27 protein-coding genes are annotated in these 25,345 nt (G+C 72.0%); 12 read left to right on the forward strand and 15 right to left on the reverse strand.

What is annotated here, in order from left to right:
• Nucleotides 1-12: 12 nt before the first annotated feature.
• A complete protein-coding gene (locus H9X71_RS09185) occupies nucleotides 13-504 on the forward strand; it encodes a glutathione peroxidase (protein ID WP_191146819.1) in 492 nt (163 codons plus the stop codon).
• A gap of 36 nt (nucleotides 505-540) precedes the next feature.
• Here the strand turns inward: H9X71_RS09185 and H9X71_RS09190 are convergent, their stop codons facing one another.
• Nucleotides 541-1,056, reverse strand: a complete 516-nt coding sequence (locus H9X71_RS09190; RefSeq protein WP_191146820.1) for a mycothiol transferase — start codon at nucleotides 1,054-1,056, stop codon at nucleotides 541-543.
• 86 nt (nucleotides 1,057-1,142) lie between these two features.
• On the opposite strand from H9X71_RS09190, the gene H9X71_RS09195 reads away from it, so the two are divergent.
• Entirely contained in the window at nucleotides 1,143-1,559 is a 417-nt protein-coding gene (locus H9X71_RS09195; RefSeq protein ID WP_191146821.1) for a YchJ family protein, read from the forward strand.
• Nucleotides 1,560-1,578: 19 nt separating this feature from the next.
• On the opposite strand, the gene dhaM is transcribed toward H9X71_RS09195, so the two are convergent.
• Genes dhaM through dhaK form a run of 3 tightly spaced genes read right to left on the reverse strand, consistent with a single transcriptional unit; the run spans nucleotide 1,579 to nucleotide 3,993 of the window.
• The gene (gene dhaM / locus H9X71_RS09200; RefSeq protein WP_191146822.1) at nucleotides 1,579-2,337 is read right to left on the reverse strand and encodes a dihydroxyacetone kinase phosphoryl donor subunit DhaM; all 759 of its coding nucleotides are present in this window, start codon (nucleotides 2,335-2,337) and stop codon (nucleotides 1,579-1,581) included.
• The gene (gene dhaL / locus H9X71_RS09205) at nucleotides 2,334-2,987 is read right to left on the reverse strand and encodes a dihydroxyacetone kinase subunit DhaL (RefSeq protein ID WP_191146823.1); all 654 of its coding nucleotides are present in this window, start codon (nucleotides 2,985-2,987) and stop codon (nucleotides 2,334-2,336) included. The genes dhaM and dhaL overlap by 4 nt, the downstream gene beginning before the upstream one ends.
• A 4-nt stretch (nucleotides 2,988-2,991) precedes the next feature.
• Nucleotides 2,992-3,993, reverse strand: coding sequence for a dihydroxyacetone kinase subunit DhaK (gene dhaK, locus H9X71_RS09210; RefSeq protein ID WP_191146824.1), 1,002 nt, complete (start codon nucleotides 3,991-3,993; stop codon nucleotides 2,992-2,994).
• A 225-nt stretch (nucleotides 3,994-4,218) separates the two neighbouring features.
• On the opposite strand from dhaK, the gene H9X71_RS09215 reads away from it, so the two are divergent.
• Together H9X71_RS09215 and glpK are read left to right on the forward strand one after the other, a co-directional pair.
• Nucleotides 4,219-5,025 (forward strand): MIP/aquaporin family protein, encoded by an 807-nt coding sequence (locus tag H9X71_RS09215; RefSeq protein WP_191146825.1) that lies wholly within the window; start codon nucleotides 4,219-4,221, stop codon nucleotides 5,023-5,025.
• Between the two features lie 30 nt (nucleotides 5,026-5,055).
• Nucleotides 5,056-6,573, forward strand: coding sequence for a glycerol kinase GlpK (gene glpK / locus H9X71_RS09220; RefSeq protein WP_191146826.1), 1,518 nt, complete (start codon nucleotides 5,056-5,058; stop codon nucleotides 6,571-6,573).
• 69 nt (nucleotides 6,574-6,642) lie between these two features.
• On the opposite strand, the gene H9X71_RS09225 is transcribed toward glpK, so the two are convergent.
• Together H9X71_RS09225 and trpD are read right to left on the reverse strand one after the other, a co-directional pair.
• Complete coding sequence (locus tag H9X71_RS09225; protein ID WP_191146827.1) at nucleotides 6,643-7,389, reverse strand: SOS response-associated peptidase; 747 nt, start codon at nucleotides 7,387-7,389, stop codon at nucleotides 6,643-6,645.
• A 48-nt stretch (nucleotides 7,390-7,437) separates the two neighbouring features.
• Entirely contained in the window at nucleotides 7,438-8,493 is a 1,056-nt protein-coding gene (gene trpD / locus H9X71_RS09230) for an anthranilate phosphoribosyltransferase (RefSeq protein ID WP_191146828.1), read from the reverse strand.
• A 79-nt stretch (nucleotides 8,494-8,572) separates the two neighbouring features.
• Here trpD and ctaE point away from each other — a divergent pair, with 79 nt between their 5' ends.
• The 6 genes from ctaE to H9X71_RS09260 all read left to right on the forward strand — a co-directional run bounded on the left by ctaE (nucleotide 8,573) and on the right by H9X71_RS09260 (nucleotide 15,468).
• Nucleotides 8,573-9,211 (forward strand): aa3-type cytochrome oxidase subunit III, encoded by a 639-nt coding sequence (ctaE, locus tag H9X71_RS09235; protein ID WP_081001874.1) that lies wholly within the window; start codon nucleotides 8,573-8,575, stop codon nucleotides 9,209-9,211.
• A 26-nt stretch (nucleotides 9,212-9,237) separates the two neighbouring features.
• Nucleotides 9,238-10,038, forward strand: coding sequence for a cytochrome bc1 complex diheme cytochrome c subunit (gene qcrC, locus H9X71_RS09240; RefSeq protein WP_191146829.1), 801 nt, complete (start codon nucleotides 9,238-9,240; stop codon nucleotides 10,036-10,038).
• A 45-nt stretch (nucleotides 10,039-10,083) separates the two neighbouring features.
• The gene (gene qcrA / locus H9X71_RS09245) at nucleotides 10,084-11,193 is read left to right on the forward strand and encodes a cytochrome bc1 complex Rieske iron-sulfur subunit (protein WP_191146830.1); all 1,110 of its coding nucleotides are present in this window, start codon (nucleotides 10,084-10,086) and stop codon (nucleotides 11,191-11,193) included.
• Entirely contained in the window at nucleotides 11,174-12,808 is a 1,635-nt protein-coding gene (gene qcrB, locus H9X71_RS09250; RefSeq protein WP_414750535.1) for a cytochrome bc1 complex cytochrome b subunit, read from the forward strand. The genes qcrA and qcrB overlap by 20 nt, the downstream gene beginning before the upstream one ends.
• A gap of 108 nt (nucleotides 12,809-12,916) precedes the next feature.
• The gene (locus tag H9X71_RS09255; protein ID WP_191146832.1) at nucleotides 12,917-13,813 is read left to right on the forward strand and encodes a methyltransferase domain-containing protein; all 897 of its coding nucleotides are present in this window, start codon (nucleotides 12,917-12,919) and stop codon (nucleotides 13,811-13,813) included.
• 281 nt (nucleotides 13,814-14,094) lie between these two features.
• Complete coding sequence (locus H9X71_RS09260) at nucleotides 14,095-15,468, forward strand: PP2C family protein-serine/threonine phosphatase (protein ID WP_191146833.1); 1,374 nt, start codon at nucleotides 14,095-14,097, stop codon at nucleotides 15,466-15,468.
• 168 nt (nucleotides 15,469-15,636) lie between these two features.
• Here the strand turns inward: H9X71_RS09260 and H9X71_RS09265 are convergent, their stop codons facing one another.
• From H9X71_RS09265 to H9X71_RS09290, 6 genes are all read right to left on the reverse strand, one after another.
• Nucleotides 15,637-16,074 (reverse strand): GNAT family N-acetyltransferase, encoded by a 438-nt coding sequence (locus tag H9X71_RS09265; RefSeq protein ID WP_191146834.1) that lies wholly within the window; start codon nucleotides 16,072-16,074, stop codon nucleotides 15,637-15,639.
• Nucleotides 16,075-16,078: 4 nt separating this feature from the next.
• Complete coding sequence (locus H9X71_RS09270; protein WP_191146835.1) at nucleotides 16,079-16,495, reverse strand: cytochrome c oxidase subunit 4; 417 nt, start codon at nucleotides 16,493-16,495, stop codon at nucleotides 16,079-16,081.
• Between the two features lies 1 nt (nucleotide 16,496).
• Nucleotides 16,497-18,242, reverse strand: coding sequence for an aa3-type cytochrome oxidase subunit I (gene ctaD, locus H9X71_RS09275; RefSeq protein ID WP_191146836.1), 1,746 nt, complete (start codon nucleotides 18,240-18,242; stop codon nucleotides 16,497-16,499).
• Between the two features lie 12 nt (nucleotides 18,243-18,254).
• Nucleotides 18,255-19,166: an aa3-type cytochrome oxidase subunit II gene (gene ctaC / locus H9X71_RS09280; RefSeq protein ID WP_191146837.1), complete on the reverse strand. Its 912-nt coding sequence runs from the start codon at nucleotides 19,164-19,166 to the stop codon at nucleotides 18,255-18,257.
• A 123-nt stretch (nucleotides 19,167-19,289) separates the two neighbouring features.
• A complete protein-coding gene (gene erpA, locus H9X71_RS09285; protein WP_012038530.1) occupies nucleotides 19,290-19,652 on the reverse strand; it encodes an iron-sulfur cluster insertion protein ErpA in 363 nt (120 codons plus the stop codon).
• Nucleotides 19,653-19,788: 136 nt separating this feature from the next.
• Complete coding sequence (locus H9X71_RS09290) at nucleotides 19,789-21,210, reverse strand: dipeptidase (RefSeq protein ID WP_191146838.1); 1,422 nt, start codon at nucleotides 21,208-21,210, stop codon at nucleotides 19,789-19,791.
• A gap of 40 nt (nucleotides 21,211-21,250) precedes the next feature.
• Between H9X71_RS09290 and H9X71_RS09295 the strand changes: the two genes are divergently transcribed.
• Nucleotides 21,251-21,844, forward strand: a complete 594-nt coding sequence (locus H9X71_RS09295) for a DUF3043 domain-containing protein (RefSeq protein ID WP_191146839.1) — start codon at nucleotides 21,251-21,253, stop codon at nucleotides 21,842-21,844.
• A 39-nt stretch (nucleotides 21,845-21,883) separates the two neighbouring features.
• On the opposite strand, the gene H9X71_RS09300 is transcribed toward H9X71_RS09295, so the two are convergent.
• From H9X71_RS09300 to hisD, 3 genes are read right to left on the reverse strand one after another with little or no spacing between them, the layout of a single operon-like run.
• Nucleotides 21,884-22,915 (reverse strand): quinone-dependent dihydroorotate dehydrogenase, encoded by a 1,032-nt coding sequence (locus H9X71_RS09300; protein ID WP_191146840.1) that lies wholly within the window; start codon nucleotides 22,913-22,915, stop codon nucleotides 21,884-21,886.
• A gap of 54 nt (nucleotides 22,916-22,969) precedes the next feature.
• Nucleotides 22,970-23,443, reverse strand: a complete 474-nt coding sequence (gene nrdR / locus H9X71_RS09305) for a transcriptional regulator NrdR (protein ID WP_191146841.1) — start codon at nucleotides 23,441-23,443, stop codon at nucleotides 22,970-22,972.
• A 17-nt stretch (nucleotides 23,444-23,460) separates the two neighbouring features.
• Nucleotides 23,461-24,765 carry a histidinol dehydrogenase gene (gene hisD, locus H9X71_RS09310; RefSeq protein WP_191149141.1) on the reverse strand — a complete coding sequence of 435 codons (1,305 nt, stop codon included), beginning with the start codon at nucleotides 24,763-24,765 and terminating at the stop codon, nucleotides 23,461-23,463.
• A gap of 60 nt (nucleotides 24,766-24,825) precedes the next feature.
• Between hisD and H9X71_RS09315 the strand changes: the two genes are divergently transcribed.
• Nucleotides 24,826-25,341, forward strand: coding sequence for a flavin reductase family protein (locus H9X71_RS09315; RefSeq protein WP_191146842.1), 516 nt, complete (start codon nucleotides 24,826-24,828; stop codon nucleotides 25,339-25,341).
• Nucleotides 25,342-25,345: the final 4 nt, after the last annotated feature.

Consider the following 25,345-nt stretch of genomic DNA (forward strand, 5'->3'; position numbering starts at 1 on the left):
TACGTTCGGGCCATGACCCATCCCCGGCTCGACCCGATCCCGCTGACCACGCTCCAGGGCGAGCAGACCACCTTCGGCGCCTACGCCGACAAGGTGGTGCTCGTCGTCAACGTCGCCTCGCGCTGCGGGCTCGCGCCCCAGTACGAGAAGCTCGAGCAGCTGCAGCGCACCTACGGGGAGCGCGGCTTCACCGTGATCGGCTTCCCGAGCAACCAGTTCCTGCAGGAGCTCGGGTCCGCGGAGGCCATCGACGAGTACTGCTCCACCACGTGGGGCGTCACCTTCCCGATGATGGAGAAGGTCAAGGTCAACGGGCGTTCCGCCCACCCCGTCTACGCGGAGCTGACGCAGACGCCGGACGACGACGGTAAGGCCGGGCGGGTGAAGTGGAACTTCGAGAAGTTCGTCGTGACACCGTCGGGCGCCGTGCACCGCTTCCGGCCCACGGTGGAGCCGGACGCGCCCGAGATCGTCGCGCTGATCGAGGCCGAGCTGCCCGGCTGATCCGCGAGCGCCGCGCGCCGCGCACGGCCCGTCCGCTCAGCCGCGGCGCGCGACGAGGCCCGCGAGGTAGGACGCCTGCCCGGCGTGCTGCAGGTCGTCGGAGAGGACGCTGACGAGCCGGGCGGCGAGGGTCACGGGCGGGTTCCACGCCTCGTCGACGACCCGGTCCAGCTCGGAGTCGTCGAGGCCCGCGAGGTAGGCGAGCGTCGCGGCCTGCACCGCGTCGAGGTAGCCGAGGAGCAGCTCCGCGGTTGCCCCCGCGAGCGCGGCGACGTCCTCCGAGGTCTGGCCGTAGCCCGTCGCGGCGTCCTCGAACGGCAGGGCGAAGCGCTCCGCCCAGCCGCCGGTCGTCCAGGCCTGCTCGGCACCCGCGACGTCGGCGACCTGCGCGTCCTGGACCCGGGCGAGGTGCCAGACGAGCCAGCCGACGGAGTTGGCCTCGGGATCCGGTCGGTGCGCCAGGTCGTCGGCGTCGAGCCCCTCGACGGCGTCGTGCACGATCCCGGCGATGCGCCCGTAGGCGTCGATGAGCAGGTCGGTGGCGGGGGTCATGGGTCTCCTCGGGTCGGCGGCGGTGCGGGCAGGGGGACGACCGCCCCTCCATCCTGCTCCGCGCGCGGGCGTGGGAGGCTCGGGGGATGACGCGCCTCTCCCCCGCCGCCCCGTGGTCGACGCCCGACGACGACGCCTGGTGCCCGTGCACGAGCGGCGACCCCTACGGCGCGTGCTGCGCGCCGATCCACCGCCGTGACGTCCCGGCGCCCACGGCCGAGCGCCTGATGCGGTCGCGGTTCTCGGCCTACGCGCGCGGCGACGCGACGCACCTCGCGCGCACGTGGGATCCCTCGACGCGGCCGGAGGGGATCGACCTCGACCCCTCCGTGCGGTGGTTCCGCCTCACGATCCTCCGCACCTCCCTCGGCGGCCCGGCGGACGCCACGGGCGTCGTCGAGTTCGAGGCCGCGTTCCGGCACGAGGGCGCACAAGGCAGCCAGCGCGAGGCCAGCCGCTTCGCCCGGCACGCGGGGTCCTGGGTCTACCTCGACGCGATGTGACCGGTGCGGGGCGCCGCGCTCACGCCTCCCCGAAGCCCGACTCGATGAGCTCGACGAGCGCGGTGACGGCCTCCGCCGCGTCGTCGCCCGTCGCCTCGATGACGACGTGCGCGCCGCGCGTGAGGCCGAGGGCCATCACGCCCAGGAGCGAGGCGGCGTTCTGGCCGTTGACGGTGATCGCCGAGGAGTAGGCGGACGCACGCGTGACGAAGTCCGCCGCCGGGCGGGCGTGCAGGCCGTCGCGGTTGACGAGGACGGCCTCTCCGCGCACGGTGCCGGAGCCGGAGCCGGAGCCGGAGCCGGAGCCGCTCGCGGGAGCGGGCTCGGCGCCGTCGGCGCGGGGATCCGGGGCGAGCCCCGCGTCCGCGTCCTCCGCGGCGTCCGCTGTCGCGGCCGAGGCGGCTGCTGCCGCGACCTCCTCGAGCGTGCCCCCGGTCTCGGCCGCGACCGCGGCGGCGACGGCGCCCTCCACGAGCGGCGCGCGCACCACGACGATGCGGGCGGCCGCGTCCTCGTCGAGCAGGTCGACGGCGGTCTCGGCCGTCAGGTAGGCGGATCCGAGGTCGGCGAGCACGACGACTCCGTCGCCGCCCTCTGCCTCCGCGAGCGCCGCGGAGACGACGTCGAAGCTCGTGCCGATGCCGGCGTCGTCGCGGCTGCCGTCGCCGGATCCACCCGCCGGCACGAGCGCGACGGTCGGCGCCATCTGCCGCGCCAGGTCGACGAGCCCGTGCGCGATGAGCGCGCTGTGCGACACGAGGACGAGGCCCACGCTCACGACGCGGCCGCCTCGGCGTCGCGGGCGGTGGTGGCGGCCGCGCGGAGGATCAGCGCGGACGACTGCGCACCCGGATCCCGGTGGCCGATGGCCCGGTCGCCGAGGTACGAGGCTCGGCCCTTGCGCGCCACCAGCGGCTCGGTGTCCGCGGCCCCGCGCTCGGCGGCGTCCGCGGCGGCCGCGAGCGCGTCGGCGGCGCCGGATCCCGCGTCGGCGGCGGCACGCGCGGCCTCGGCCGCGGGACCCCACGCGTCGACCATGGTCTTCTCGCCGCGCTCGGCCTTGCCGCGCAGCACGATGCCGCCGACCGCCGCCTCGAGGAGGTCGCCGATCGCGGCGGCGTCGAGCTCGGCGCGGCCGGCCACCGCAGCGGACGCCTTCAGGTACGCGGTGCCGAGCAGCGGCCCGGAGGCGCCGCCGACGGTGGAGATCAGCGTGGTGGCGACGGTCTTGAGCACGTCAGCCGGCGATGCGTCGTCCGCGATGCCCGCGAGCTTCCCCGCGACGGCGCTGAAGCCCCGGTCGAGGTTCTCGCCGTGGTCGCCGTCCCCGATCTCGCGGTCGAGGGCGATGAGCTCCGCCCGGTGGTCGGCGACGACGCGCGCCGCCTCCGCGGTCCAGGCCGTGGCCCAGCTGGTCCCGAGTGCCATCCGACTACCTCCCCCACCGCAGGGCGGCGGTCTGCACGGGCGAGTCCCACAGCTCGATGAGCTCGTCGTCGAGCTGCAGCACCGTGAGGGACAGGCCCTCCATGTCGAGGGCCGTGACGTAGTCTCCCACGAGGCTCCTCGCGACGGTCAGGCCGGCCTCCTCGAGCACGGCGGCCGCGCGCCGGTACGCGATGTGGAGCTCGGACAGCGGCGTCGCCCCCATCCCGTTCACGAGCAGCAGCACGCGGCTCCCGGCGGGCGCGGCCAGGTCCTCGAGCACGGGGTCGAGCAGGCGGTCCACGATGGCGTCCACCGGCTCGAGCGGCAGGGTGGCGCGTCCGGGCTCGCCGTGGATCCCGATGCCGATCTCCATCTCGTCGTCCCCGAGCGCGAAGCTCGGCTCCCCCGCGTGCGGGACCGTGCAGGCGCGGATCGCGACGCCCATGCTGCGGACCCGCGCGACGACGCGCTCGGCGATCCCCGCGACGGCGTCGAGGTCGTCCCCGCGCTCGGCGGCGGCCCCCGCGATCCGCTCCACCAGCACCGTGCCGGCCACGCCGCGGCGGCCGGCCGTGTAGAGCGAGTCGGTGACGGCGACGTCGTCGTCGACCAGGACCGTGCGCACCCGGACGCCCTCCGCCTCGGCGAGCTCGGCGGCCGTCTCGAAGTTGAGGACGTCGCCCGTGTAGTTCTTCACGATGTGCAGCACGCCGGCTCCGGCGTCCACCGCGAGCGTGGCGGCGACGATCGGATCCGGCGTCGGGCTCGTGAACACGGGACCCGGCACCGCGGCGTCGAGCATGCCGTGTCCGACGAAGCCCGCGTGCAGCGGCTCGTGCCCGCTGCCGCCGCCGCTGACGAGGGCGACGCGCCCGGGTCGGGTCGGCTCCGCGCGTCGCACGTACAGCGGGTCGGCGCTCAGGGACACCAGGTCGGCGTGCGCGGCGGCGAAGCCGGCGACGGCCTCCTCGGCGACGGTCCTCGGGTCGTTGATCAGCTTCTTCATGCCGGCTCCTCGCGGGTCGCGGGCGGCACGCGGGCCGCCGGGCCTCCGAGCCGGATCGAGGTCGGGACTCGGTCGGCGGCGACTCGGGTACGCGCCCAACATACGCCCGCAGGGCATCGCGGGACAGAGCAGTGCGCGCCGCGCGGCGGGAGGGCATCCGCGTCGCGAAGCGGCCTGCCGCGGCCGGGACGGCGCGCACCCCGGCACTACATTGGAGGGACCGCGATGACGCGGCAGAGGTCGCCCCCGCGCCTCGACGAACGATCGGAGCACCACGTAGTGGATCTTGGAGTCATTTTCCTGTCGGAGACGGTGGGCACCGCCCTCCTCGTCCTGTTGGGATGCGGAGTCGTGGCGAACGTCGCGCTCGTCAAGTCGAAGGGGCTCGCCGGCGGCACCCTGATGGTGAACTTCGGCTGGGGCCTCGCGGTCTTCGCCGGCGTCACCGTGTCGTACGCGTCCGGCGCCCATCTCAACCCGGCCGTGACGCTGGGCCTCCTGGCCGCGGGCAAGGTCGAGGACCCCGCGAGCGTCCCCGTCTACATCCTCGCCCAGATGGTCGGCGCGATCATCGGAGCCGTCTTCTGCTGGCTCGCCTACAAGCAGCACTTCGACGAGGAGCCCGACGCGGCCACCAAGCTCGGCGTGTTCTCGACCGGCCCGTCCATCCGCAACTACGGCTGGAACCTCGTCACGGAGATCATCGGCACCTTCGTCCTGGTGATCGTGATCCTCGGCTTCAGCCTCGCGAACAACCCCGACGCCGACGCGTCCACCCCGGCCGGCCTGTCGGCGCTCGGCGCGATCCCCGTCGCCCTCCTCGTGGTGGGCATCGGCGCCTCCCTCGGCGGCCCGACCGGCTACGCCATCAACCCGGCCCGCGACCTCGGCCCCCGCATCGCGCACGCGATCCTGCCCATCAAGGGCAAGGGCCCGAGCGACTGGTCCTACGCCTGGGTCCCCGTCGTGGGCCCCGCCATCGGCGGCGTGCTCGCCGGCCTCGCGTCCTACGCGCTGCTCCCCATCCTCTAGACCCCCACGACCCCCAGAAGGAGAGACCACATGAGCGAGAAGTACATCGTCGCCATCGACCAGGGCACCACCAGCACGCGCGCCATCGTCTTCGACCACAGCGGATCCATCGTGTCCGTCGGCCAGCTCGAGCACGAGCAGATCTTCCCCCGCGCGGGGTGGGTCGAGCACGACCCGATGGAGATCTGGCGCAACACCCGCGAGGTCATCGGCCAGGCGCTGTCCAAGGCCGACATCACGCGCCACGACGTCGAGGCCGTGGGCATCACCAACCAGCGCGAGACCGCCGTCGTGTGGGACCGCACGACCGGCAAGCCCGTCTACAACGCCATCGTCTGGCAGGACACCCGCACCCAGAAGATCGTCGACCGCCTGGCGGCCGACGGCGGCGTCGAGCGGTTCAAGCCCACCGTCGGGCTCCCGCTGGCCACCTACTTCTCCGGCACGAAGATCGTCTGGATCCTCGAGAACGTCGAGGGCGCGCGCGAGAAGGCCGAGGCCGGCGAGCTGATGTTCGGCACGACCGACACCTGGGTCCTCTGGAACCTCACGGGCGGCACCGACGGCGGCGTCCACGTCACGGACGTGACCAACGCGTCCCGCACGCTCTTCATGGACCTCGAGACGCTCCAGTGGGACGACGAGATCCTGAAGGCGTTCGACGTGCCGCGCTCGATGCTCCCCGAGATCAAGAGCTCCTCCGAGGTCTACGGCCAGGTCGAGTCCTCCAGCCTCCTGCGCGAGGTGCCCATCGCGGGCATCCTGGGCGACCAGCAGGCGGCCACGTTCGGCCAGGCCGCCTTCGACCAGGGCGAGTCGAAGAACACGTACGGCACCGGCAACTTCCTGATCTTCAACACCGGCACCGACATCATCCACTCGCAGAACGGCCTCCTCACGACGCTCGGCTACAAGCTGGGCGACGCGGAGCCGCACTACGCGCTCGAGGGATCCATCGCCGTCACGGGCTCGCTCGTGCAGTGGATGCGCGACAACCTCGGCCTCGTGTCGAGCGCCGCGGAGATCGAGACCCTCGCCGCCACGGTCGAGGACAACGGCGGCGTGTACTTCGTGCCGGCGTTCTCGGGCCTCTTCGCGCCGTACTGGCGGTCCGACGCGCGCGGCGCCCTCGTCGGCCTCACGCGGTTCGTGAACAAGGGCCACATCGCCCGCGCGGCCCTGGAGGCCACGGCCTTCCAGACGCGCGAGGTGCTGGACGCGGTCAACGCCGACTCGGGCGTCGACCTCACGGAGCTCAAGGTGGACGGCGGCATGATCGCCAACAACCTGCTCATGCAGTTCCAGGCCGACATCCTCGGCGTCCCCGTCGTCCGCCCCGTCGTCGCGGAGACCACCGCGCTCGGCGCCGCGTACGCCGCCGGCCTCGCGGTCGGGTTCTGGAAGGACCTCGACGACCTGCGCAGCAACTGGCAGGAGGACAGCCGCTGGACGCCCGACATGGACGACGCCGAGCGCGAGCGCCAGCTGCGCCTCTGGAAGAAGGCCGTCACGAAGACCTTCGACTGGGTCGACGACGACGTGCAGTAGTCCGCACCCGCACGATCCGCACGCTCCGTCGCCCTCGGTGACGGGGCGTGCGGTGCGTCCGGGCGATCGTCAGATCAGCGTCGGCTGCCCGTCGTCCGCGGGGACGTCGTCGACGGGCGCGACCAGGTCGGGGCCGTCGTTGCGCACGCTGTTGACGCGCGTCGACACCCGCCGCGGCACGAGGTGCGGCTCCGGCAGGGATCCGAGCAGGTGCCGCACGTCGTCCACGGCGGTCGTGCCCGCGTCCAGCCAGTCGTCCAGGCGGTCCGCCGGGACGATCACCGGGGTGCGGTCGTGGATGTGCCCCAACGCGTCGCTCGCGGCCGAGGTGATGATGGCGAGGCTCCGGAGCCACGCGCCGGGCTCGCCCTCCGCGACCCGCGGGTCCCGCCAGTGCTCGTAGACGGCGGCGAAGGCCAGCGGGCCCTCGTCCGCGCCGTGCAGGTAGACCGGCTGCTTCCCGCTCGCGGTGACCTGCCACTCGTAGTAGCCGTCGGCCGGCACGACGGCGCGACGCGTGAGAACCGCCGTGCGGAAGGTCGGCTTCTCCGTCACCGTCTCGACGCGGGCGTTGATGAGCGGCGGACCCTGGAGGGACTTCGCCCACGGCGGGACGATCCCCCATCGCGCAGCGGTCAGCACGCGTCGGGCCTCGCCCTCCGGGTCGTCGCGCGGCCGTCGGTCGGCGACCATCCGGACCGTCGTCGTCGGGGCGACGTTCCACGAGGGCGGCGGATCCTCGCCCTCGACGTCGTCGACCGACCAGTCGCCGACGAGGTCGCCCGTCGCCCGCGCCACCACGAATCTCCCGCACATGCGCCCATCATCCCCCGCACCCGCGACGACGGCCGGAGCGCCCGGGCATCAGGAGCGGGTGGCGGTGGCCCACTCCTCGAGCTTGGCTGCCGCGCGGCCCGAGTCGACGGCGTCCGCGGCGACGAGCAGCTTCTCGCGGAGACGACGTGCCATGGGCTGCTGCACCCGGGTCGGGTCGTCCATCAGGTCGAAGGCCTCGAGCCCCGCCGCGGCGTTGAGCAGCACGACGTCGCGCTGCGGTCCGCGATCGCCGGCCAGCACCCGCCGGATGACGTCGGCGTTCTGCTCCGGCCCCTCGCCGAGCAGCGCCTCGATGGGCGCGCGCGGGATCCCGAGCTCGAGCGGGTCGAGGTCGTGCTCGGTGACCGCGCCGCGGCTGACCTCCCAGATGTGGCTGTGGCCCGTGGTCGTGAGCTTGTCGATGCCGTCGTCGCCGCGGTACACGAGCGCCGTCGCCCCCCTGGTGCGGAACACGCCCACCATGAGCGGCACGCGGGCGAGGTCGGCGACGCCCACCGCCGACGCCTCCGGACGCGCGGGGTTGCAGAGCGGCCCGAGCACGTTGAAGAGCGTCGAGATGCCGAGCTCCTGCCGGGTGGCGGACGCATGGCGGAAGCCGGGGTGGAACATCGCGGCGTGCGCGTACGTGATCCCGGTCTCGCGCAGCACCGCGGCCACGCGCTCCGGGGGGATGGAGAGGTCGACGCCGAGGGCAGTGAGCACGTCCGAGGCGCCGGACGACGAGCTGGCCGCGCGGTTGCCGTGCTTGATCACCGGGACGCCCGTGGCGGCCGCGATGACGGAGGCGACCGAGGAGATGTTGAGGACGGCGCCGTAAGGGTCGCCTCCCGTGCCCACGATGTCGAGCGCGCGCGGGTCGGCGTCGAGCGGCACGGCGTCCTCGAGGACGGCGTCGCGGAACCCGACGATCTCGTCGACCGTCTCGCCGGAGGCGCGCAGGGCCACCAGCAGGCCGCCCAGCTGCGCGGATGTGGCCTCCCCGCGCATCACCTGGCGCATGGCCCAGGTGGACTCCGCGACCGACAGGTGCCGCCCCTCGATCAGGGTCGTGATGAGCGCGGGCCAGGTGGGGGCGGAGGGCATGCGGATCAGCCTAACGAGAGGCTGGACGCGATCTCACGGGCGGCCCGGGTGGGCGTCGGCGTCGTCGGCCTGGGACATAATGGAACCTGTGACGACCACCTCCATCTCCCCTGCATCCACCGCGCCGGTGGTGAACCGGCCGAACACGGTCGCCGTCGGCACCATCGTGTGGCTCGGCAGCGAGGTGATGTTCTTCGCGGGCCTCTTCGCGATCTACTTCACCCTCCGCTCCACGTCCGGCGCCCTCTGGGAGTTCGAGGCGGGCCGCCTCAACGTGCCCTTCTCCCTCGTGAACACGCTCATCCTCGTGTCGAGCTCGTTCACATGCCAGTTCGGCGTCTTCGCGGCCGAGCGCCTGCAGGCGCGTGCCACCGGCTGGAAGCCCAGCCAGTGGGGCACGGTCGAGTGGTTCTTCCTCACCTACGCCCTCGGCGCGATCTTCGTCGTCGGCCAGATCTTCGAGTACGCCACCCTCGTCACCGAGGGCATCACGCTCAGCAGCAATGCCTACGGCTCGGCGTTCTACATGACCACGGGCTTCCACGGCCTCCACGTCACCGGCGGCCTCATCGCCTTCCTCCTCGTCATCGGCCGCATCTTCGCCGTCCGGTCCATGGGGCACAGGGAGGCGACGAGCGCCATCGTCGTGTCCTACTACTGGCACTTCGTCGACGTCGTCTGGATCGGGCTCTTCCTGGTCATCTACGTCCTCAAATAGCACCGAGCGGGAGCAACGAACACAGCATGAGCACCACCACAGCACGCGCCCGTCGCACCGGTCGCCGCAGCCCCCTGACCACCGTCGCCCTCCTCGCGATCGGCCTGCTCTTCACGGGCGGCGCCTACGCGCTGATCCAGTCGGGCACCGCATCGGCGGACGTCGACCTCAAGTCCGCGCAGACCATCGAGGAGGGCCAGAAGCTCTTCGGCTCGAACTGCGCCACCTGCCACGGCATGGACGCGACCGGCTCCGGCGTCGCCCCGAGCCTCATCGGCGTCGGTGCGGCGTCCGTCGACTTCCAGGTCGGCACCGGCCGCATGCCCCTCCAGGGCACCACGGTCCAGGCGCCCGAGAAGCCGACGCAGTTCACGGACACCCAGGTCAAGGAGCTGGCCGCGTACGTCGCGTCCCTCGCCCCCGGCCCGGCGATCCCCGAGAGCCAGTACCTCGACGGGGAGGGCGACGCCGCCAACGGCGCCGAGCTCTTCCGCATCAACTGCGCCATGTGCCACAACGTGGCCGCGGCCGGAGGCGCCCTCACGGAGGGCAAGTTCGCCCCCAGCCTCGAGGGCGTGGACCCGGTCCACATCTACGAGGCCATGGTCACCGGCCCGCAGAACATGCCGGTCTTCAACGACACCAACATCTCCCCCGAGGACAAGCGCGACATCATCACGTCGCTGCAGTACATCGAGGAGAACAGCACGGTCGGCGGCGCGAACCTCGGCGGGCTCGGCCCGGTCTCCGAGGGGCTCTTCATGTGGATCTTCGGTCTCGGCGGCATCGTCGCCCTGACCGTGTGGCTCACGGCCCGGTCCAACTGACGCCCGCATCGATGACCCGCACCAGAACACAGGAGAGGCACGCACATGGCACACGACGATAAGGACGAGTCGGGCGTCGTCCCCGCGGGCTACGACGCCGGCGAGCTCGAGCCGGCAGGCCGTGACGTCGTGCTGCCCGGCGGCACCGCCGTCGCCACGCGCGACGCGTTCGCGAACCCCGGCTTCCCGGAGCACCGTCTCCGCGTCACCGACAAGGACCCGAAGAAGGCCCGGACGGCCGAGCGCGTCGTCTACACCTGGTTCTACCTGTCCATCGTGGGCAGCGTCTTCGCGATCGGGGCCTACTTCGGCTTCCCGATCTACGCGGACGACCCGGGCAGCGTGCGCCTCAACAACCTGTTCCTCGGCGTCGGCATCGCGCTCGCGCTGCTGAGCCTCGGCATCGGCGCGATCCACTGGTCGAAGGCGCTCATGAGCGATCACGAGCTCATCGACGAGCGCCACCCGCAGGGCGGTTCCCCCGCCACGCAGGCCCGCGCCGTCGAGATCTTCGCCCAGGCGAACGAGGAGTCCGGCTTCGGCCGTCGCTCGCTCATCCGCAACAGCCTCATCGGCGCCCTCGTCGCCTTCCCGCTGCCGGCCGTGGTCCTCTTCCGCGACCTGTACCCGGGCAGCGCCGAGGAGCCCGCCTCCGCCCTCAGCCACACGCTGTGGAAGAAGGGCGAGGTCCTGACCCGCGACCCCTCCGGCACCCCCATCAAGGCGTCGGACGTCACGATCGGCTCCGCGTTCCACGTCATCCCGGCCTCCCTCATGGAGCTCGAGGAGGGCAAGCTCGAGGAGAAGGCCAAGGCCGCGGTGCTGCTCATGCGCCTGCGCCCCGAGGACCTGGTCGAGCTGCCCGAGCGCAAGGGCTGGTCCTACGACGGGATCGTCGCCTACTCGAAGGTCTGCACGCACGTGGGCTGCCCGGTGGCGCTCTACGAGCAGCAGACGCACCACCTGCTCTGCCCCTGCCACCAGTCCCAGTTCGACGTGACCAACCACTGCGAGGTCATCTTCGGACCGGCCAAGCGGCCCCTGCCGCAGCTGCCCATCGCCGTCAACGACGAGGGCTACCTCATTGCACAGAGTGATTTCACCGAGCCCGTAGGGGCGAGTTTCTGGGAGCGTCGTGGTGACTACAACAGCTGATCCGACCACGACGGGCGCCACCGCGCCCGCCGCCAAGAGCGGGGGCGGCCTCACCGCCGCCGCCGCGACCTACCTCGACGAGCGCACCAGCGTCAGCGTCGCCGTCAAGGAGTTCGGGCGGAAGATCTTCCCGGACCACTGGTCCTTCATGCTCGGCGAGGTGGCGCTCTACAGCTTCGTCGTCATCCTGCTGACGGGCTCCTGGCTCACCTTCTTCTACGACCCGTCGATGGCGGAGACCCACTACGAGGGCTCGTACGCGCCGCTCAAGGGCGTCGAGATGTCGGTCGCCATGTCGTCGTCGCTCGACATCTCGTTCGACATCCGCGGCGGCCTGCTCATGCGCCAGATCCATCACTGGGCGGCCCTGCTGTTCGTGGCCTCGATCGGCCTGCACATGCTGCGCATCTACTTCACGGGTGCGTTCCGCAAGCCGCGCGAGCTCAACTGGTTCATCGGCTTCGTCCTCTTCATCCTCGCGATGGCCGAGGGCTTCACGGGCTACTCCCTCCCCGACGACCTGCTCTCCGGCAACGGCCTGCGGATCATCGACGGCATGGTCAAGGGCATCCCGGTCATCGGCACGTGGATCTCGTTCCTGCTCTTCGGCGGCGAGTTCCCGGGCACGGCGATCATCCCGAGGCTCTACACGCTGCACATCCTGCTGCTGCCGGCGATCCTCGTGGCGTTCCTGGCCCTCCACCTGCTCTTCGTGGTCGTGCACAAGCACACCCAGTTCGCCGGCCCCGGCCGCACGAACGAGAACGTGGTCGGCGTCCCCGTGCTCCCCACGTTCGCGGCGAAGGCCGGCGGGTTCTTCTTCGTCGTCTTCGGCGTGATCGTGGTCATGGCGTCGTTCTTCACGATCAACCCCATCTGGAACTACGGCCCCTACGACCCGTCCCCGGTGTCGGCGGGAACGCAGCCCGACTGGTACATCGGCTTCGCCGACGGCGCCCTGCGCCTCGTGCCGCCGGGACTCGAGTTCGTGCTGCTCGACCACACGTTCTCGTTCAACATCATCCTGCCGATCACGGTCCTGGGCCTGTTCATCGTGCTCGTCGCGCTCTACCCCTTCATCGAGGCGTGGATCACCGGCGACAAGCGCGAGCACCACATCCTCGACCGTCCGCGCAACGCCCCGACCCGCACCGCCATCGGCGCGGCCGGCGTCTCGTTCTACGCGGTCCTCTGGTCCGCCGCGAGCTCGGACCTCATCGCCACGCACTTCAAGGTGTCGATGGAGGGCGTCATCCACACGCTGCAGGCGCTCCTTATCCTCGGACCGGTCATCGCCTACCAGGTCACCAAGCGCGTCTGCCTGGCGCTCATGAAGAAGGACCGCGAGATCGCCCTCCACGGCGTCGAGTCGGGCCGCATCGTGAAGCTCCCCGGCGGCGAGTTCATCGAGGTGCACGAGCAGCTCGACGAGTTCGAGCGCTGGCGCCTCGTGAGCTACGACGACTACAAGCCGCTCATGATCCGCCCGGACAGCCGTGGACGCATAACGGTCAACCAGCGGGCCCGCGCGGCGCTGTCGAAGTGGTTCTTCGAGGACCGGATCTCCCCGGTCACCACGAAGGACGTCGAGCGCAGCCACGGCGACCACCACTAGGAACACCCGCTCGCGCTGACGCGCGAACGCCCCGAGAGCCGGTCCGGCGTCATGCTGGACCGGCTCTCGTGCGTCCATCACACGACGACACGACCTGGAGGAGCACGCGTGGACCTGATCCGGCTCGCGTCCTGGCTGCGGTGCCCGACCTGCGGCGAGGAGCTCCGCGCGATCCCCGCGCTCGTGCTCCGCTGCGACCGGGGTCACGCCGTCGATGCCAACAAGCGCGGGTACGCGACCCTCCTCGCGCCGGGCACGCGCGTCGTCGGCGACACCGCGGCGATGCTCGCCGCCCGGGACCGCTTCCTGGAGCGGGGGCACTACGCCCCCGTCGTCGACGCCCTGAGCGAGGCGGTCGGCGCGGGGATCGAGGCGGACAGGCCGCCGGAGCCGCTCCGCATCGTCGACGCCGGCTGCGGCACGGGGCACTACCTTCGCGCGCTCCTCGACCGCCTTCCCGGGTCCGTGGGGATGGCCGCCGACCTCTCCCCTTCCGCCGTGGCCATCGCGGTGCGCGGCCGCTCGGACGTCGACGGGGTGGTCGCCGACACCTGGGCCTCGCTCCCGCTCCGCGACGGGACCGCCGACCTCATCCTCGACGTCTTCGCGCCGCGCAACCTCCCCGAGTTCCACCGGGCGCTCGCGCCGGGCGGTCGCGTCGCCATCGTCGCCGCCGGACCCGGACACCTCGCCGAGCTCCGTGCCGCCGGCCGTGCCGTGGGTGTCCAGGAGGACAAGCGGGAGCGCATCCTCGACGCCGCCGATCCGCTGTTCGAGCGGATCTCGGAGGCCCGTGTCCACCGCGTCCTGAGGCTTACGGAGGACGACGTGGCCCTCCTGCTCGGCATGGGGCCGTCGGCGCACCATCCGGGCGTCGCCGCCGACCTCGCGGCACCCGCGCCCCCCTCCCCGTCGACGCGGGCACCCGTGCCGGACAGCCAGGACGTGACGGTCGACGTCATGATCCACGTCCTCCGCCGACGGGACGCCCCGACGGCCGCGTGAGGGCAGCTGCGGGCCTCCGACGCGCCTCCGCGACCTCGCGGCTCTGCGCCTCGCGCGTGCCCCTCGAGGCTGGCCGGGCAGCTCTCCTATCGTGCTGCTGAGTGATCCGCCAGACCCTGGTCCGCACGGCTCCGACGGGTAGCGTGATCCTCATCACGCTGTTGCTGCCCGGGGGGTGCGGTGCAGGCTGGCGGACTCCCCGGGTGGACGCCCGCTCTCGCGGACGACGTACCGTCCCCGGTCCGTCCCCTCGACCTGACCCATGGGACACGGATCGCACCTTGCTCGACTCGCTCACCCTCCGCGTCGCCTTCGGCGTGACGACGCTCACCCTGTTCCTGCTGTTCGCCCTCGTCACGTTCCGCACCACGCGATCGCCGTTCAGCTTCTGGTGGTGCGCCGCGCTCGCCCTGTTCATGGGCGGCTCGCTCGCGTACCTCCTCGACGGCACCGCCGGTCAGGTGTGGGCCAATCCGCTGGGTAACGGCCTCATCGTCGCCGGATCCGCCTCCGTCTGGATGGGGAGCAGGTCGCTCCGGGAGCGGCCGACTCCCTGGTGGCTGGTGGTGCCGCCCGCGGCGCTCGTCGTCGCCGTCTCGTGCGCCGACTCCCCCGCGACCAACGACTGGTCCGGGGGCCCGCTCTACCTCGCCCTGATGTCCACCCTCATCGGGCTCTCGACGCGGGAGATCGCCCTCCTCGGAGCCGGGCAGTCCCGGACCCGCTGGCCGCTGCTGCTCGCCTCCGGCGCCCTCGCGACCTACTACGGCCTGCGTCTCGTCGCCTTCGTCGCCACCGGCCCCCGGAGCCCCGCCTTCACCACCTGGTTCGGCACGCCGTCGACGACGCTCATCACGCTGGTCCTCCTCGTGGTGGTGTCGTTCAGCATGGCGTCGCTCAGCGGCGAGCAGGTGGCGAAGAAGCTCGCCGCCCGCGCCGCGCGAACCCGGCAGGAGCTGGTGGAGGGCGGCGGCGTGCAGCGTCGGCTGCTCCCGCAGACCGTGCCCGACATCGCCGGCTACGAGGTCGCGGGGACGTGCGTGCCGAGCGGCGCGGTCAGCGGGGACTTCTTCGACTGGCAGCGGACACCGGACGGCCTGGTGGTCACCCTGGCCGACGTCATGGGCAAGGGAGTCGGCGCCGCCATGATCGCGGCGACGGTCCGCGCCGCGCTCCGCGTAGCGCTCCCCGCGCACGACCCGGGAGGGACGATGACCGTCGTCGACCGCGCGGTGGAGTCCGACCTCGACGCGAATGACGCCTTCGTGACGCTGCTGCATCTGCGGCTCGACGCGCCGAGCGGCGAGATCCAGCTGGTGGACGCGGGCCACGGCCTCGGCGTGGTCTGCCGGGCCGACGGCTCCCGGGAGCCCATCCCCTCCCGGAACCTGCCCCTCGGCGCCCTCGGCACGCAGGACTGGGCGGTCACGACCGTGCGCCTGGACCCGGGCGATCTGCTCCTCATCTGCAGCGACGGGGTCCTCGACCTGTTCGACGGCACCCTGGCCTCGATGGACCTGGCGGCGCTCACCGCCATGTCCATGGCGTCGAGCGCTGCCCAGGCCGTCGCGAGCCTCACCCGCCTGGCCGCGGACGGGACTCCCCCGGACGACGTGACGGTCGTGGCCATCCGCCGGGTCGCGGCTGCGGCCTGAGCGGGCACCGTGGATCGTCCCGGCCCGTGACCGCCCTCCCCCCTGCGCGAGACGATGCGTGCGGCCCGCGGGAGCTTCTGACCGGGGCACATCGCCCCAGCGGACGGGTACCGGACGCGACGATGCCCGGCCCCTCGCGGGACCGGGCATCGTGACGAACGGTGCTGCCTAGCGCAGCAGCTTCTTGTAGAACTCGGCGGTGCGCTCGTAGCCGAGGCGCTTGTAGAACTCACCGGCACGACGCGTGCTCATCGTGATCTGGCCGACGCCGCGATCGCCGCAGAGACGCTCCACCGCCCTGACCAGGGAGGACCCCGTGCCGGCGCTGCGCGCGGTGCTATCGACCACCAGCTCCTCGAGGTGGGCGCTGAGCCCGCCGGCGTAGAGGAGCCGGGACACGACCAGGTACGCGTACCCGACGACACGGCCGCCGTCCTCCGCGACCAGGAGCACGTCGCGACCGACGTCCTTGTTCGCCCGCAGGATGTGGGAGAACGTGACGTCGAAGTCGTCGCGGGTCGCCGGGGCGTTGATCATGTCGAGCTGCTGGCAGAGGGCGAAGACCGCGTCCCCGTCCGTGGCCAGCGCGTGCCGGATGTCGACCACGGGATCAGCGGGCGAAGTAGCCGCGGTAGTACTCGTAGGTCCAGCCCACGAGCGCGATGATCGCGAGACCGCCGCCGATGATCGCGATCCAGATGCCCACGGCGAGGCCGAGGAACACGGAGGCGGCACCGGCCGCGAGGATGACCGGCCACCAGCTCCACGGGCTGAAGAAGCCGAGCTCCGGGTCGCCGTCGTCGACGTTGGCGTCGCTGCGGTCCTCCGGGAGCTCGCCGTTCTGCGCCGCGTAGAGGCGCGCCACGAAGAAGCCGATGAACGCGGCCAGCACCCCGGAGAGCGCGATGGCCAGCGTGCCGACCCACTCGACCGTGTTCTGGTCGATGAGGTGCCAGATCGTGTACGCGGCCGCGGCGATGACGAAGAAGACCGCGAGGACGTAGAAGAGGTTCCTATTGGCGCGCACGTCACTTCACCTTGTCGCTGGAGATGTCGTAGGTCGCGGCATCCGGAGCGTCCTTCGCCGGACCGATTCCCACGGGGATGCCCGCCTCGGGGTGGTTGAGGTCGAAGGCCGGGGCCTCCGAGCGGATGCGCGGGATGGACGTGAAGTTGTGCCGCGGCGGCGGGCACGACGTGGCCCACTCGAGCGAGCGGCCGTAGCCCCACGGGTCGTTGACCGTGACGCGCGGCGCCGTGCGGGCGGTGATCCAGACGTTCAGGAAGAACGGGATCATCGACAGCGCGAGGATGCCGGCGCCGATCGTCGACAGCTGGTTCATCCACGTGAAGTCGTCCTCGGGCTGGTACGTCGCGTAGCGACGCGGCATGCCCATGACGCCCAGCCAGTGCTGGATGAGGAACGTGGTGTGGAAGCCGACGAACAGCAGCCAGAAGTGGACCTTGCCGAGGCGCTCGTTGAGCATCGTGCCCGTCCACTTGGGCCACCAGAAGTAGAAGCCCGAGAACATGGCGAACACGACCGTGCCGAACACCACGTAGTGGAAGTGCGCCACGACGAAGTACGTGTCGGACACGTGGAAGTCGAGCGGGGGCGACGCCAGGATGACGCCGGTCAGGCCGCCGAACGTGAACGTGATGAGGAAGCCGATCGCCCAGAGCATGGGGGTCTCGAACGTGACCGATCCGCGCCACATGGTGCCGATCCAGTTGAAGATCTTCACGCCGGTCGGGACCGCGATGAGCATGGTCATGAGCGAGAAGAACGGCAGGAGGACCGAGCCGGTGACGTACATGTGGTGCGCCCACACCGTGACCGAGAGGGCCGCGATGGAGATGGTCGCGTAGACCAGCGTCTTGTACCCGAAGATCGGCTTGCGGCTGAAGACCGGGAAGACCTCGGAGACGATGCCGAAGAACGGCAGCGCGATGATGTACACCTCGGGGTGTCCGAAGAACCAGAACAGGTGCTGCCAGAGGATGGCGCCGCCGTTGGCCGGGTCGTAGATGTGGGCGTCGAAGATGCGGTCGGCGCCGAGGCCGAAGAGCGCGGCGGCGAGCACCGGGAACGCCATCAGCACGAGGATCGACGTCACGAGGATGTTCCAGGTGAAGATCGGCATGCGGAACATCGTCATGCCGGGCGCGCGCATCGTGATGATGGTAGTCACGAAGTTCACGGCGCCGAGGATGGTGCCGAATCCGCTGAGCGCGAGACCCATCACCCAGAGATTGCCTCCCAAACCCGGCGAGAACGTCGTGCTGGACAGCGGCGCGTACGCGAACCATCCGAACGAGGCCGCGCCGGCCGGCGTGAGGAAGCCCGCGACTGCGATGAGGGAGCCGAAGTTGAAGAGCCAGTACGCGAAGGCGTTGAGGCGGGGGAACGCCACGTCCGGCGCGCCGATCTGCAGCGGCATGAGCACGTTGGCAAAGCCGGCGAACAGCGGCGTCGCGAACATGAGCAGCATGATCGTGCCGTGCATGGTGAAGAGCTGGTTGTACTGCTCCTTGGTCTCCACGACGTGCAGGCCGGGCTCGAAGAGCTGGGCGCGGATGACGAGCGCCATGACGCCGCCGAGGCAGAAGTAGAGGAACGAGGTGATCAGGTACAGGTACCCGATCGTCTTGTGGTCGGTGGAGGTGATCCAGTTGACCACGACGTTGCCCCGGCGCTCGGCCTTGCCGTTGCCGTCGAGGACCTTCGCCTGACCCGCGGGGATCGCGGTGGGACGGTTGAGGGTCGATGTCACGTTTCTGCTGCCCTACTCTTCGGACGACTCGGTGGTGGCCGGCACGTCGGTGCCGGGGAGGTTCTGCAGGCGGTCGTAGTCCTTGCCGAGGTCGCCCTCGAAGCCGGCCGCCTTCTGGCTCTCGATGTAGGCGTTGTACTCGTCGATCGAGACGACCTTCACCTGGAAGAGCATGAGGGAGTGGTACTCGCCGCAGAGCTCGGCGCACTTGCCCATGTACGTGCCCTCCTTCTCCGGGATGAACGTCATGTAGTTCGTCTTGCCGGAGATGAGGTCCTTCTTGTACAGGAAGTCGACGACCCAGAAGGAGTGGAGCGTGTCGCGGGTGTTGAGCTCGAGCTCGACCTTGGTGTTCACCGGCAGGTAGAGCGTGGGGAGCTTGTCCTTGTCGATCGAGCCCTGGGGCCCGTCGGGGTCGTCCACGGCCTGGACGCCCTGCTCGTAGGCGCCGCCCTCGATCGCCTGGCCGGACTCGGTCTCGCCGCCGAGGTAGTTGAAGTCCCACGCCCACTGCTTGCCGAAGACCTGGACCTTGACCTCGGGCTGGTCGAAGCGCGCCTCGATGGCGGCCTGGTCCTTGGCGGTGAAGGCGAAGAAGCCGAGCACGAGGATGAGCGGCACGATCGTGTAGAAGATCTCGATCGGCATGTTGTAGCGCATCTGCACGGGGAGGCCGGTCTGGCCCTTGCGGCGGCGGTAGACGACCGCGGCCCAGATGGTGAGGCCCCAGGTCAGCACGCCGACCGCGAGGAGCACGATCCATGCCGTGACCCACAGGCCGATGACCGAGTCGACGTGGTTCGTCGTGCCGGCCTCGGTGGGGAGGAAGCCCTGGAGCTGCTGCTGCGTGCACCCTGCGAGGAGTACCGAGATGCCTATGGCGACGGGGATCGTCAGCCAACGTTGACGGCGAGTGGAGCGCACGTGCAGACCCTTCGAAGAACCGGATGTGACGTGTTCCACCCTACGCGACAGGGAGCCGCCCGAAGGACGACTCCCTGTTCGAAGCCCGGTTTCCCGGGGCCAGATCGCTTACCGCTCCATGTGTCAGTGGAACGAGTCGCCGCACGCGCAGGAGCCGCCGGCGTTCGGGTTGTCGATGGTGAAGCCCTGCTTCTGGATGGTGTCCTCGAAGTCGATCGTCGCGCCGTCCAGGTAGGGGACGCTCATCTTGTCGACGATGACCTCGACGCCGTCGAAATCGACCGTGGCGTCGCCGTCGAGCTCGCGCTCGTCGAAGTAGAGCTGGTAGATGAGGCCGGAGCAGCCGCCGGGCTGGACGGCGACGCGGAGACGGAGGTCCTCGCGGCCCTCCTGCTGGAGCAGGCTCTTGACCTTGCTCGCGGCGGTGTCCGTGAGTCCGACGCGGTGGGCCGCCTGGGCGGTCTCGGTCAGCGTGGTGTCGGTCATGAGCACTCCTCGGGTGGTGGGATCTGCGGTCGGGCGACTCCGGTGGAGTCTACGTCGTGCAACCGCGGGAGTCACCCGGGTGTTCCCGCCGTCCCGTGCGTGTCCGGCGCGGACGGGGGCGGGACGGCGGCGGCGCTCAGCTGCGGCGGGCGATGCGGGAGAGCAGCACGGCCTCGCTGAGGATCGCGCGCTGGAGCACGCCCAGGTGCTGCGACTCGTTGGGGCTGTGCGCGCGCGTGTCCGGGTCCTCGACGCCCGTGACCAGGATCTGGGCGGACGGGAACGCCTCGACGAGGTCGGCGATGAACGGGATCGACCCGCCGATGCCTGCCTGCACGGGCGCGCGGCCCCAACCCGCGGTCATCGCGGCGGTCGCCTCGGCCATCGCCCAGCCGGTGGTGTCGACGAGGAACGGGTCGCCCTGGTCGACGTCGTTGATCTCGACGTGCGCCCCGAAGGGCCGGTGCCCCTGGATGTGCGCCTCGAGGGCGCGGAAGGCGTCCGCGGCGGTCTGGCCGGGGGCGATGCGGGCGCTGATGCGCACGGACACCTCCGGGAGGAGCGTGTTGCTCGCGTTCGCGACCGAGGGCGCGTCGATGCCCGTCACCGTGATGGAGGGCTGGGCCCACAGGCGGGTGAGGATCGGGCCGGTGCCGACGGGCGAGACGCCCGGGAGGAGGGCGGCCTCCTCCGCGAGGCGCGCGTCGTCGTACTCGTGCGTCTCCATCGCGGCGCTCGTGAGGCCGGCGACGGCGACGGACCCGCCCTCATCCCAGAGGGAGTCGAGCAGGCGGACGGCCGCCATCATCGCGTCAGGCACGGCACCGCCGAACATGCCCGAGTGCGAGGCGTGGTCGAGCGTGCGGACCGTGAGGCGGAAGGTCACGTTGCCGCGGAGGGCGATGGTGATGGACGGGGTGTCGACGTCCCAGTTGTCGCTGTCGGCGACGACGATGACGTCGGCGGCCAGTGCGTCGTGGTGCTTCGCGAGGAAGTCGGCGAAGGAGCGGGATCCCGCCTCCTCCTCCCCCTCGATGAAGACGGCGAGGCCGAGGTCGAGGTCGTCGCCCTCCGCCTCGACGAGCGCGCGGATGGCCGCGACGTGCGTCATGATGCCGGCCTTGTCGTCCGACGCGCCGCGCCCGTGCAGTCGATCGCCGCGCAGGGTCGGCTCGAAGGGCGGCGTCTCCCAGTGCTCGTCGGCTCCGGGCGGCTGCACGTCGTGGTGCGCGTAGAGGAGGACGGTGGGCTTGCCGTCCCGGGGCGCGCGCGTGGCGAGCACCGCGGGCTGCCCGTCGTCGCCCGCGGGCGTCGTCGCCCGGTGGACGGAGACGTCGTCGAAGACGCCGAGGCCCGCCAGCAGGCCCGCGACGGCGTCGGCGCTCGCGACGACGTGCGTGGGATCGAAGGCCGGCCAGGAGACGGAGGGGATGCGCACGAGCGCGGAGAGGTCCGCGATCGTGGTGGGCAGTCCGCCCGCGACGGCGGCGGCGAGCCGGTCGACGGCCTCCTGATCCGGTGCGGTCACGGCGTCTGCGGAGGTGTCGGGAGGCGTCATGCAGGTAATCTTAGATTCACTCCAGGCAAGGACGATTGACGTGGCGAAGCAGCACACCCCCGCAGAGACCCCCTCCGAGACGAGCGCTCCGGCGTCCGCCGAGGGCCGCACGACCGACGGGAAGAAGGGCCCCACCCCCACCCGGCGCGAGCGCGAGGCGGCGAACCTGCGCCCGCTCGTCCCCCAGGACCGCAAGCTCGCCGCGCAGCAGGCGAAGGAGAAGGCCCGCGAGGCCCGTGCCCGGGCGAACGCCGGCATGGCCGCGGGCGACGAGCGCTACCTGCCCGTCCGCGACAAGGGCCCGCAGAAGCGGTACGCCCGCGACGTCGTGGACGCCCGCTGGAGCGTCGGCGAGTTCCTGCTCCCCGTGATGGGCGTCGTCGTGGTGCTCACCTTCGTGCTGCCGAACCTGGCGGCCGTCCCGCTGCTGTCGATCTACGTCTTCGTCCTCGCCGCCATCGTCGACGCGTACTTCACGGGACGCCGCGTGCGCGCGGCCATCGCGGCCCGGGTCGGCGCCGACCGCGTCGAGCGCGGCATCCGCTGGTACACGGGCATGCGGACGATCCAGATGCGCCCCATGCGCCTGCCCAAGCCGCAGGTGAAGCGCCGCGAGACGGTCACCTTCAGCTGATCCGTCCGCCGGTCGTCCGGCTTCGCGGCCGCCCGCGGCTCAGCGTCGGCGGAGGCGCGCGAGGCCCGCGTTGACCGACCGGGCCCACAGGGGTCCGCGGTAGAGGAACGCCGTGTAGCCCTGCACGAGGGTCGCGCCCGCGTCGAGCCGCGCCTGCACGTCCTCGGCGGTGTCGACGCCGCCGACCGAGATGACGCACGCGTCCGCCGGGAGGGCGCGGCGCAGGATCCCGAGCACCTCGAGCGAACGGGCGGCGAGCGGCGCGCCGGAGAGGCCGCCCGCTCCCGCCGCCTCGACGACGCCCGCGTCGGTGCGCAGACCCGCGCGCGACAGCGTCGTGTTCGTGGCGATGACGCCGGCGAGGCCGAGCTCGGTCGCGAGCTCCGCGATCCGCTCCACCTCGGCGTCCTGCAGGTCGGGGGCGATCTTGACGAGGACGGGGACGCCGTCGGCGGCGTCGCGGATGCTCGTGAGGAGCGGCCGGAGCAGCTCGATCTCCTGGAGCCCGCGCAGGCCGGGGGTGTTCGGGGAGCTCACGTTGACGGCGAGGTAGTCGGCGACGGGCGCGACGAGGCGCGTCGTGCGGACGTAGTCGGCGACCGCATCCTCGACGGCGACCGCGCGGGTCTTGCCGATGTTGACGCCGATGACCGGCCGGTCGCGGCGCGCGCGCAGGCGGCGGAGCCGGTCCGCGAGGGCAGCCGCTCCCCCGTTGTTGAAGCCCATGCGGTTGATCACCGCCCGGTCCTCGACGAGGCGGAAGAGGCGCGGACGGGGATTGCCCGGCTGTGCCTCGGCCGTGACCGTGCCGACCTCGACGTGCCCGAAGCCGAGCTGCCCGAGCCCGAGCACGGCCTGCGCGTCCTTGTCGAACCCCGCGGCGACGCCGAACGGGGACGGGAAGCGGAGGCCGAGCGCGTCGACGGCGAGCGACGGATCCGGTGCGGTCAGCCGGCGGGCGATCCAGCCGAAGCCGGACGGCGGGAGGAGGGAGATGGCCGTGGACGCGAGGTGGTGGGCGTCCTCCGGGTCCATGCGCGACAGGACCGTGCGGAAGAGGAGGGGATACATCGGCACCAGGCTAGCGGGTGCCCGGACGGTCGCCGGCGGCCCGGGCGGAGGACGTCAGCGCGAGTCGGCGTCGGAGGACGCGGCGTGCGCGACGCGCAGCTGCGCGATGGCCGACTCGAAGTCGTCGAGGGAGTCGAAGCCCTGGTAGACGCTGGCGAAGCGGAGGTACGCGACCTCGTCGAGCTCGCGGAGCGGCGGGAGGATCGAGAGGCCGATGTCGTTCGCCTCGATCTGCGAGGCTCCCGTGGCCCGGATCGCCTCCTCGACGCGCTGCGCGAGGACCGCGAGGTCGGTGTCGGTGACGGGCCGGCCCTGGCAGGCCTTCCGCACGCCGGTGACGATCTTCTCCCGGCTGAACGGCTCGACGACGCCGTTGCGCTTGATCACGCTGAGGCTCGCGGTCTCCGTGGTGCTGAAGCGGCGGCCGCACTCGGGGCACTGCCGGCGCCGGCGGATCGACAGGCCGTCGTCGCTCGTGCGGGAGTCGACGACGCGGGAGTCGGGGTGGCGGCAGAAGGGGCAGAACATCGTGTGGCCAGGATACGTCAGCGCGGCAGGCGCGCCGTCACCGCGTCGCCGTGCGCGGGGAGGTCCTCGGCGCGGCTGAGCGCCACGATCATCGGCTCGGCCTCGCGGAGGGCGCGGGCGTCGTAGCGCACGACCTGCTGCGGGCGGAGGAACGTGTACGCGCCCAGGCCGGAGCCGAAGCGGGCCTGGCCGCCCGTGGGGAGCACGTGGTTGGAACCCGCGAGGTAGTCGCCGAGGCTCACGGGCGAGTGCGGGCCGAGGAAGATGGCGCCGGCGCTGTGCAGGTGCGCGAGCAGCGCGTCCGGGTCGGCGGTCTGCACGGAGAGGTGCTCCGGGCCGTACGCGTCGCTGTAGCGGCAGGCGGTGACGAGGTCGTCGACCACGAGGATCGCCGACTGCGGGCCGGTGAGCGCCTGGCCGACGCGGGCCGAGTGGCCGGTCGTGGCGGTGAGGGCCTCGACTTCCGCGTCCACGGCGCGCGCCAGCTCGGGCGAGTCGGTGACGAGGACGGATGCGGCCATCTCGTCGTGCTCCGCCTGGCTGACGAGGTCGGCCGCCACGAGGCGCGCGTCGGCCTGCGCGTCGGCGATGACGAGGATCTCCGTCGTGCCGGCCTCCGAGTCGATGCCCGTGATGCCGCGGACGACGCGCTTGGCCGCCGCGACGTAGATGTTGCCGGGGCCGGTGACGACGTCGACGGGCTCCAGGCCGATGTCGGCCACGCCGTGAGCGAAGGCGCCGATGGCACCCGCGCCGCCCATGGCGTAGACCTCGTCGACGCCGAGGAGCCCGGCGGCGCCGAGGATGACGGGGTGCACGGATCCGCCGTGCGCGGCCTGCGCCGGCGAGGCCAGCGCGATGCTCGCGACCCCGGCGACCTGCGCGGCGACCACGTTCATCACGACGCTGGAGGGGTAGACGGCCTTGCCGCCCGGCACGTAGAGCCCGACGCGGCGCACGGGCTGCCAGCGCTGCACGATGGTCCCGCCGGGGACGACCGTGGTCGTGGTCTCGGGCGGGACCTGGGCAGCGGAGCCGAGGCGCACGCGGCGGATGGCCTCCTCGAGCGCGGCGCGGACGGCCGGGTCGAGGGCCTCGACCGCGGCGGCGATCGCGGCGGCGGGCACGCGCAGCTCCTCCGGCCGCACGCGGTCGAGCCGCTCCGCCTGGTCGAGGAGCGCGGCGCTCCCCCGGGTGCGCACGTCCTCGACGAGCTCGCGCGCCACGTCGAGCGCGACGGCCACGTCGGTGACCGGACGCGGGAGGAGGTCGAGCAGGTCGGCGGTGCTGGGCGTTGTGCCGCGGAGGTCCTGGATGCGCATCATGACTCCGGAAGTCTACCGAGCGGGCGTGCGGCGGATCCGGCGGCTAGCGTCTCCGGCATGGACGCGCACCCCGCCACCACGCTCTCCGAGGCCCCGGGCCAGGCCGCCTTCCGCGCCGCGTTCCGGCGGCATGCCGCGGGCGCCGCGATCGTCACGACGCGCGACGCGCACGGATCCCCCGTCGGGTTCACGGCGACGTCCCTCGCCTCCGTGTCGGCGGATCCGCCGCTCGCGAGCTTCAGCCTCGCGCGCACCGCGTCGAGCGCCGCGGCCCTCGCGGTCGCCGACCACGTCGCCGTCCACGTGCTGGGTGCGCGCGACCGGCACCTGGCGGAGCGCCTCAGCGGCCCCGCGGCCGAGCGCTTCGCCGGGGACCACTGGTCCCCCGGCCCGCACGGCCTGCCCGTCCTCGCGGGAGGCACCGCGCTCCTCGTCGCCCGGATCGTCGAGCGGGTGCACGTCCACGACGCGATCGTGGTCGTCGTGCGCGTCGAGGACGGCGGCGCGGGCGTCGACGACGAGCCGCTCGTCTACCACGCCCGCCGCTACCTGCGGCCGGGCGCCGAGGCCTGAGACG

The organism is Clavibacter zhangzhiyongii (assembly GCF_014775655.1).
GTDB classification, from domain to species: Bacteria; Actinomycetota; Actinomycetes; order Actinomycetales; family Microbacteriaceae; genus Clavibacter; species Clavibacter zhangzhiyongii.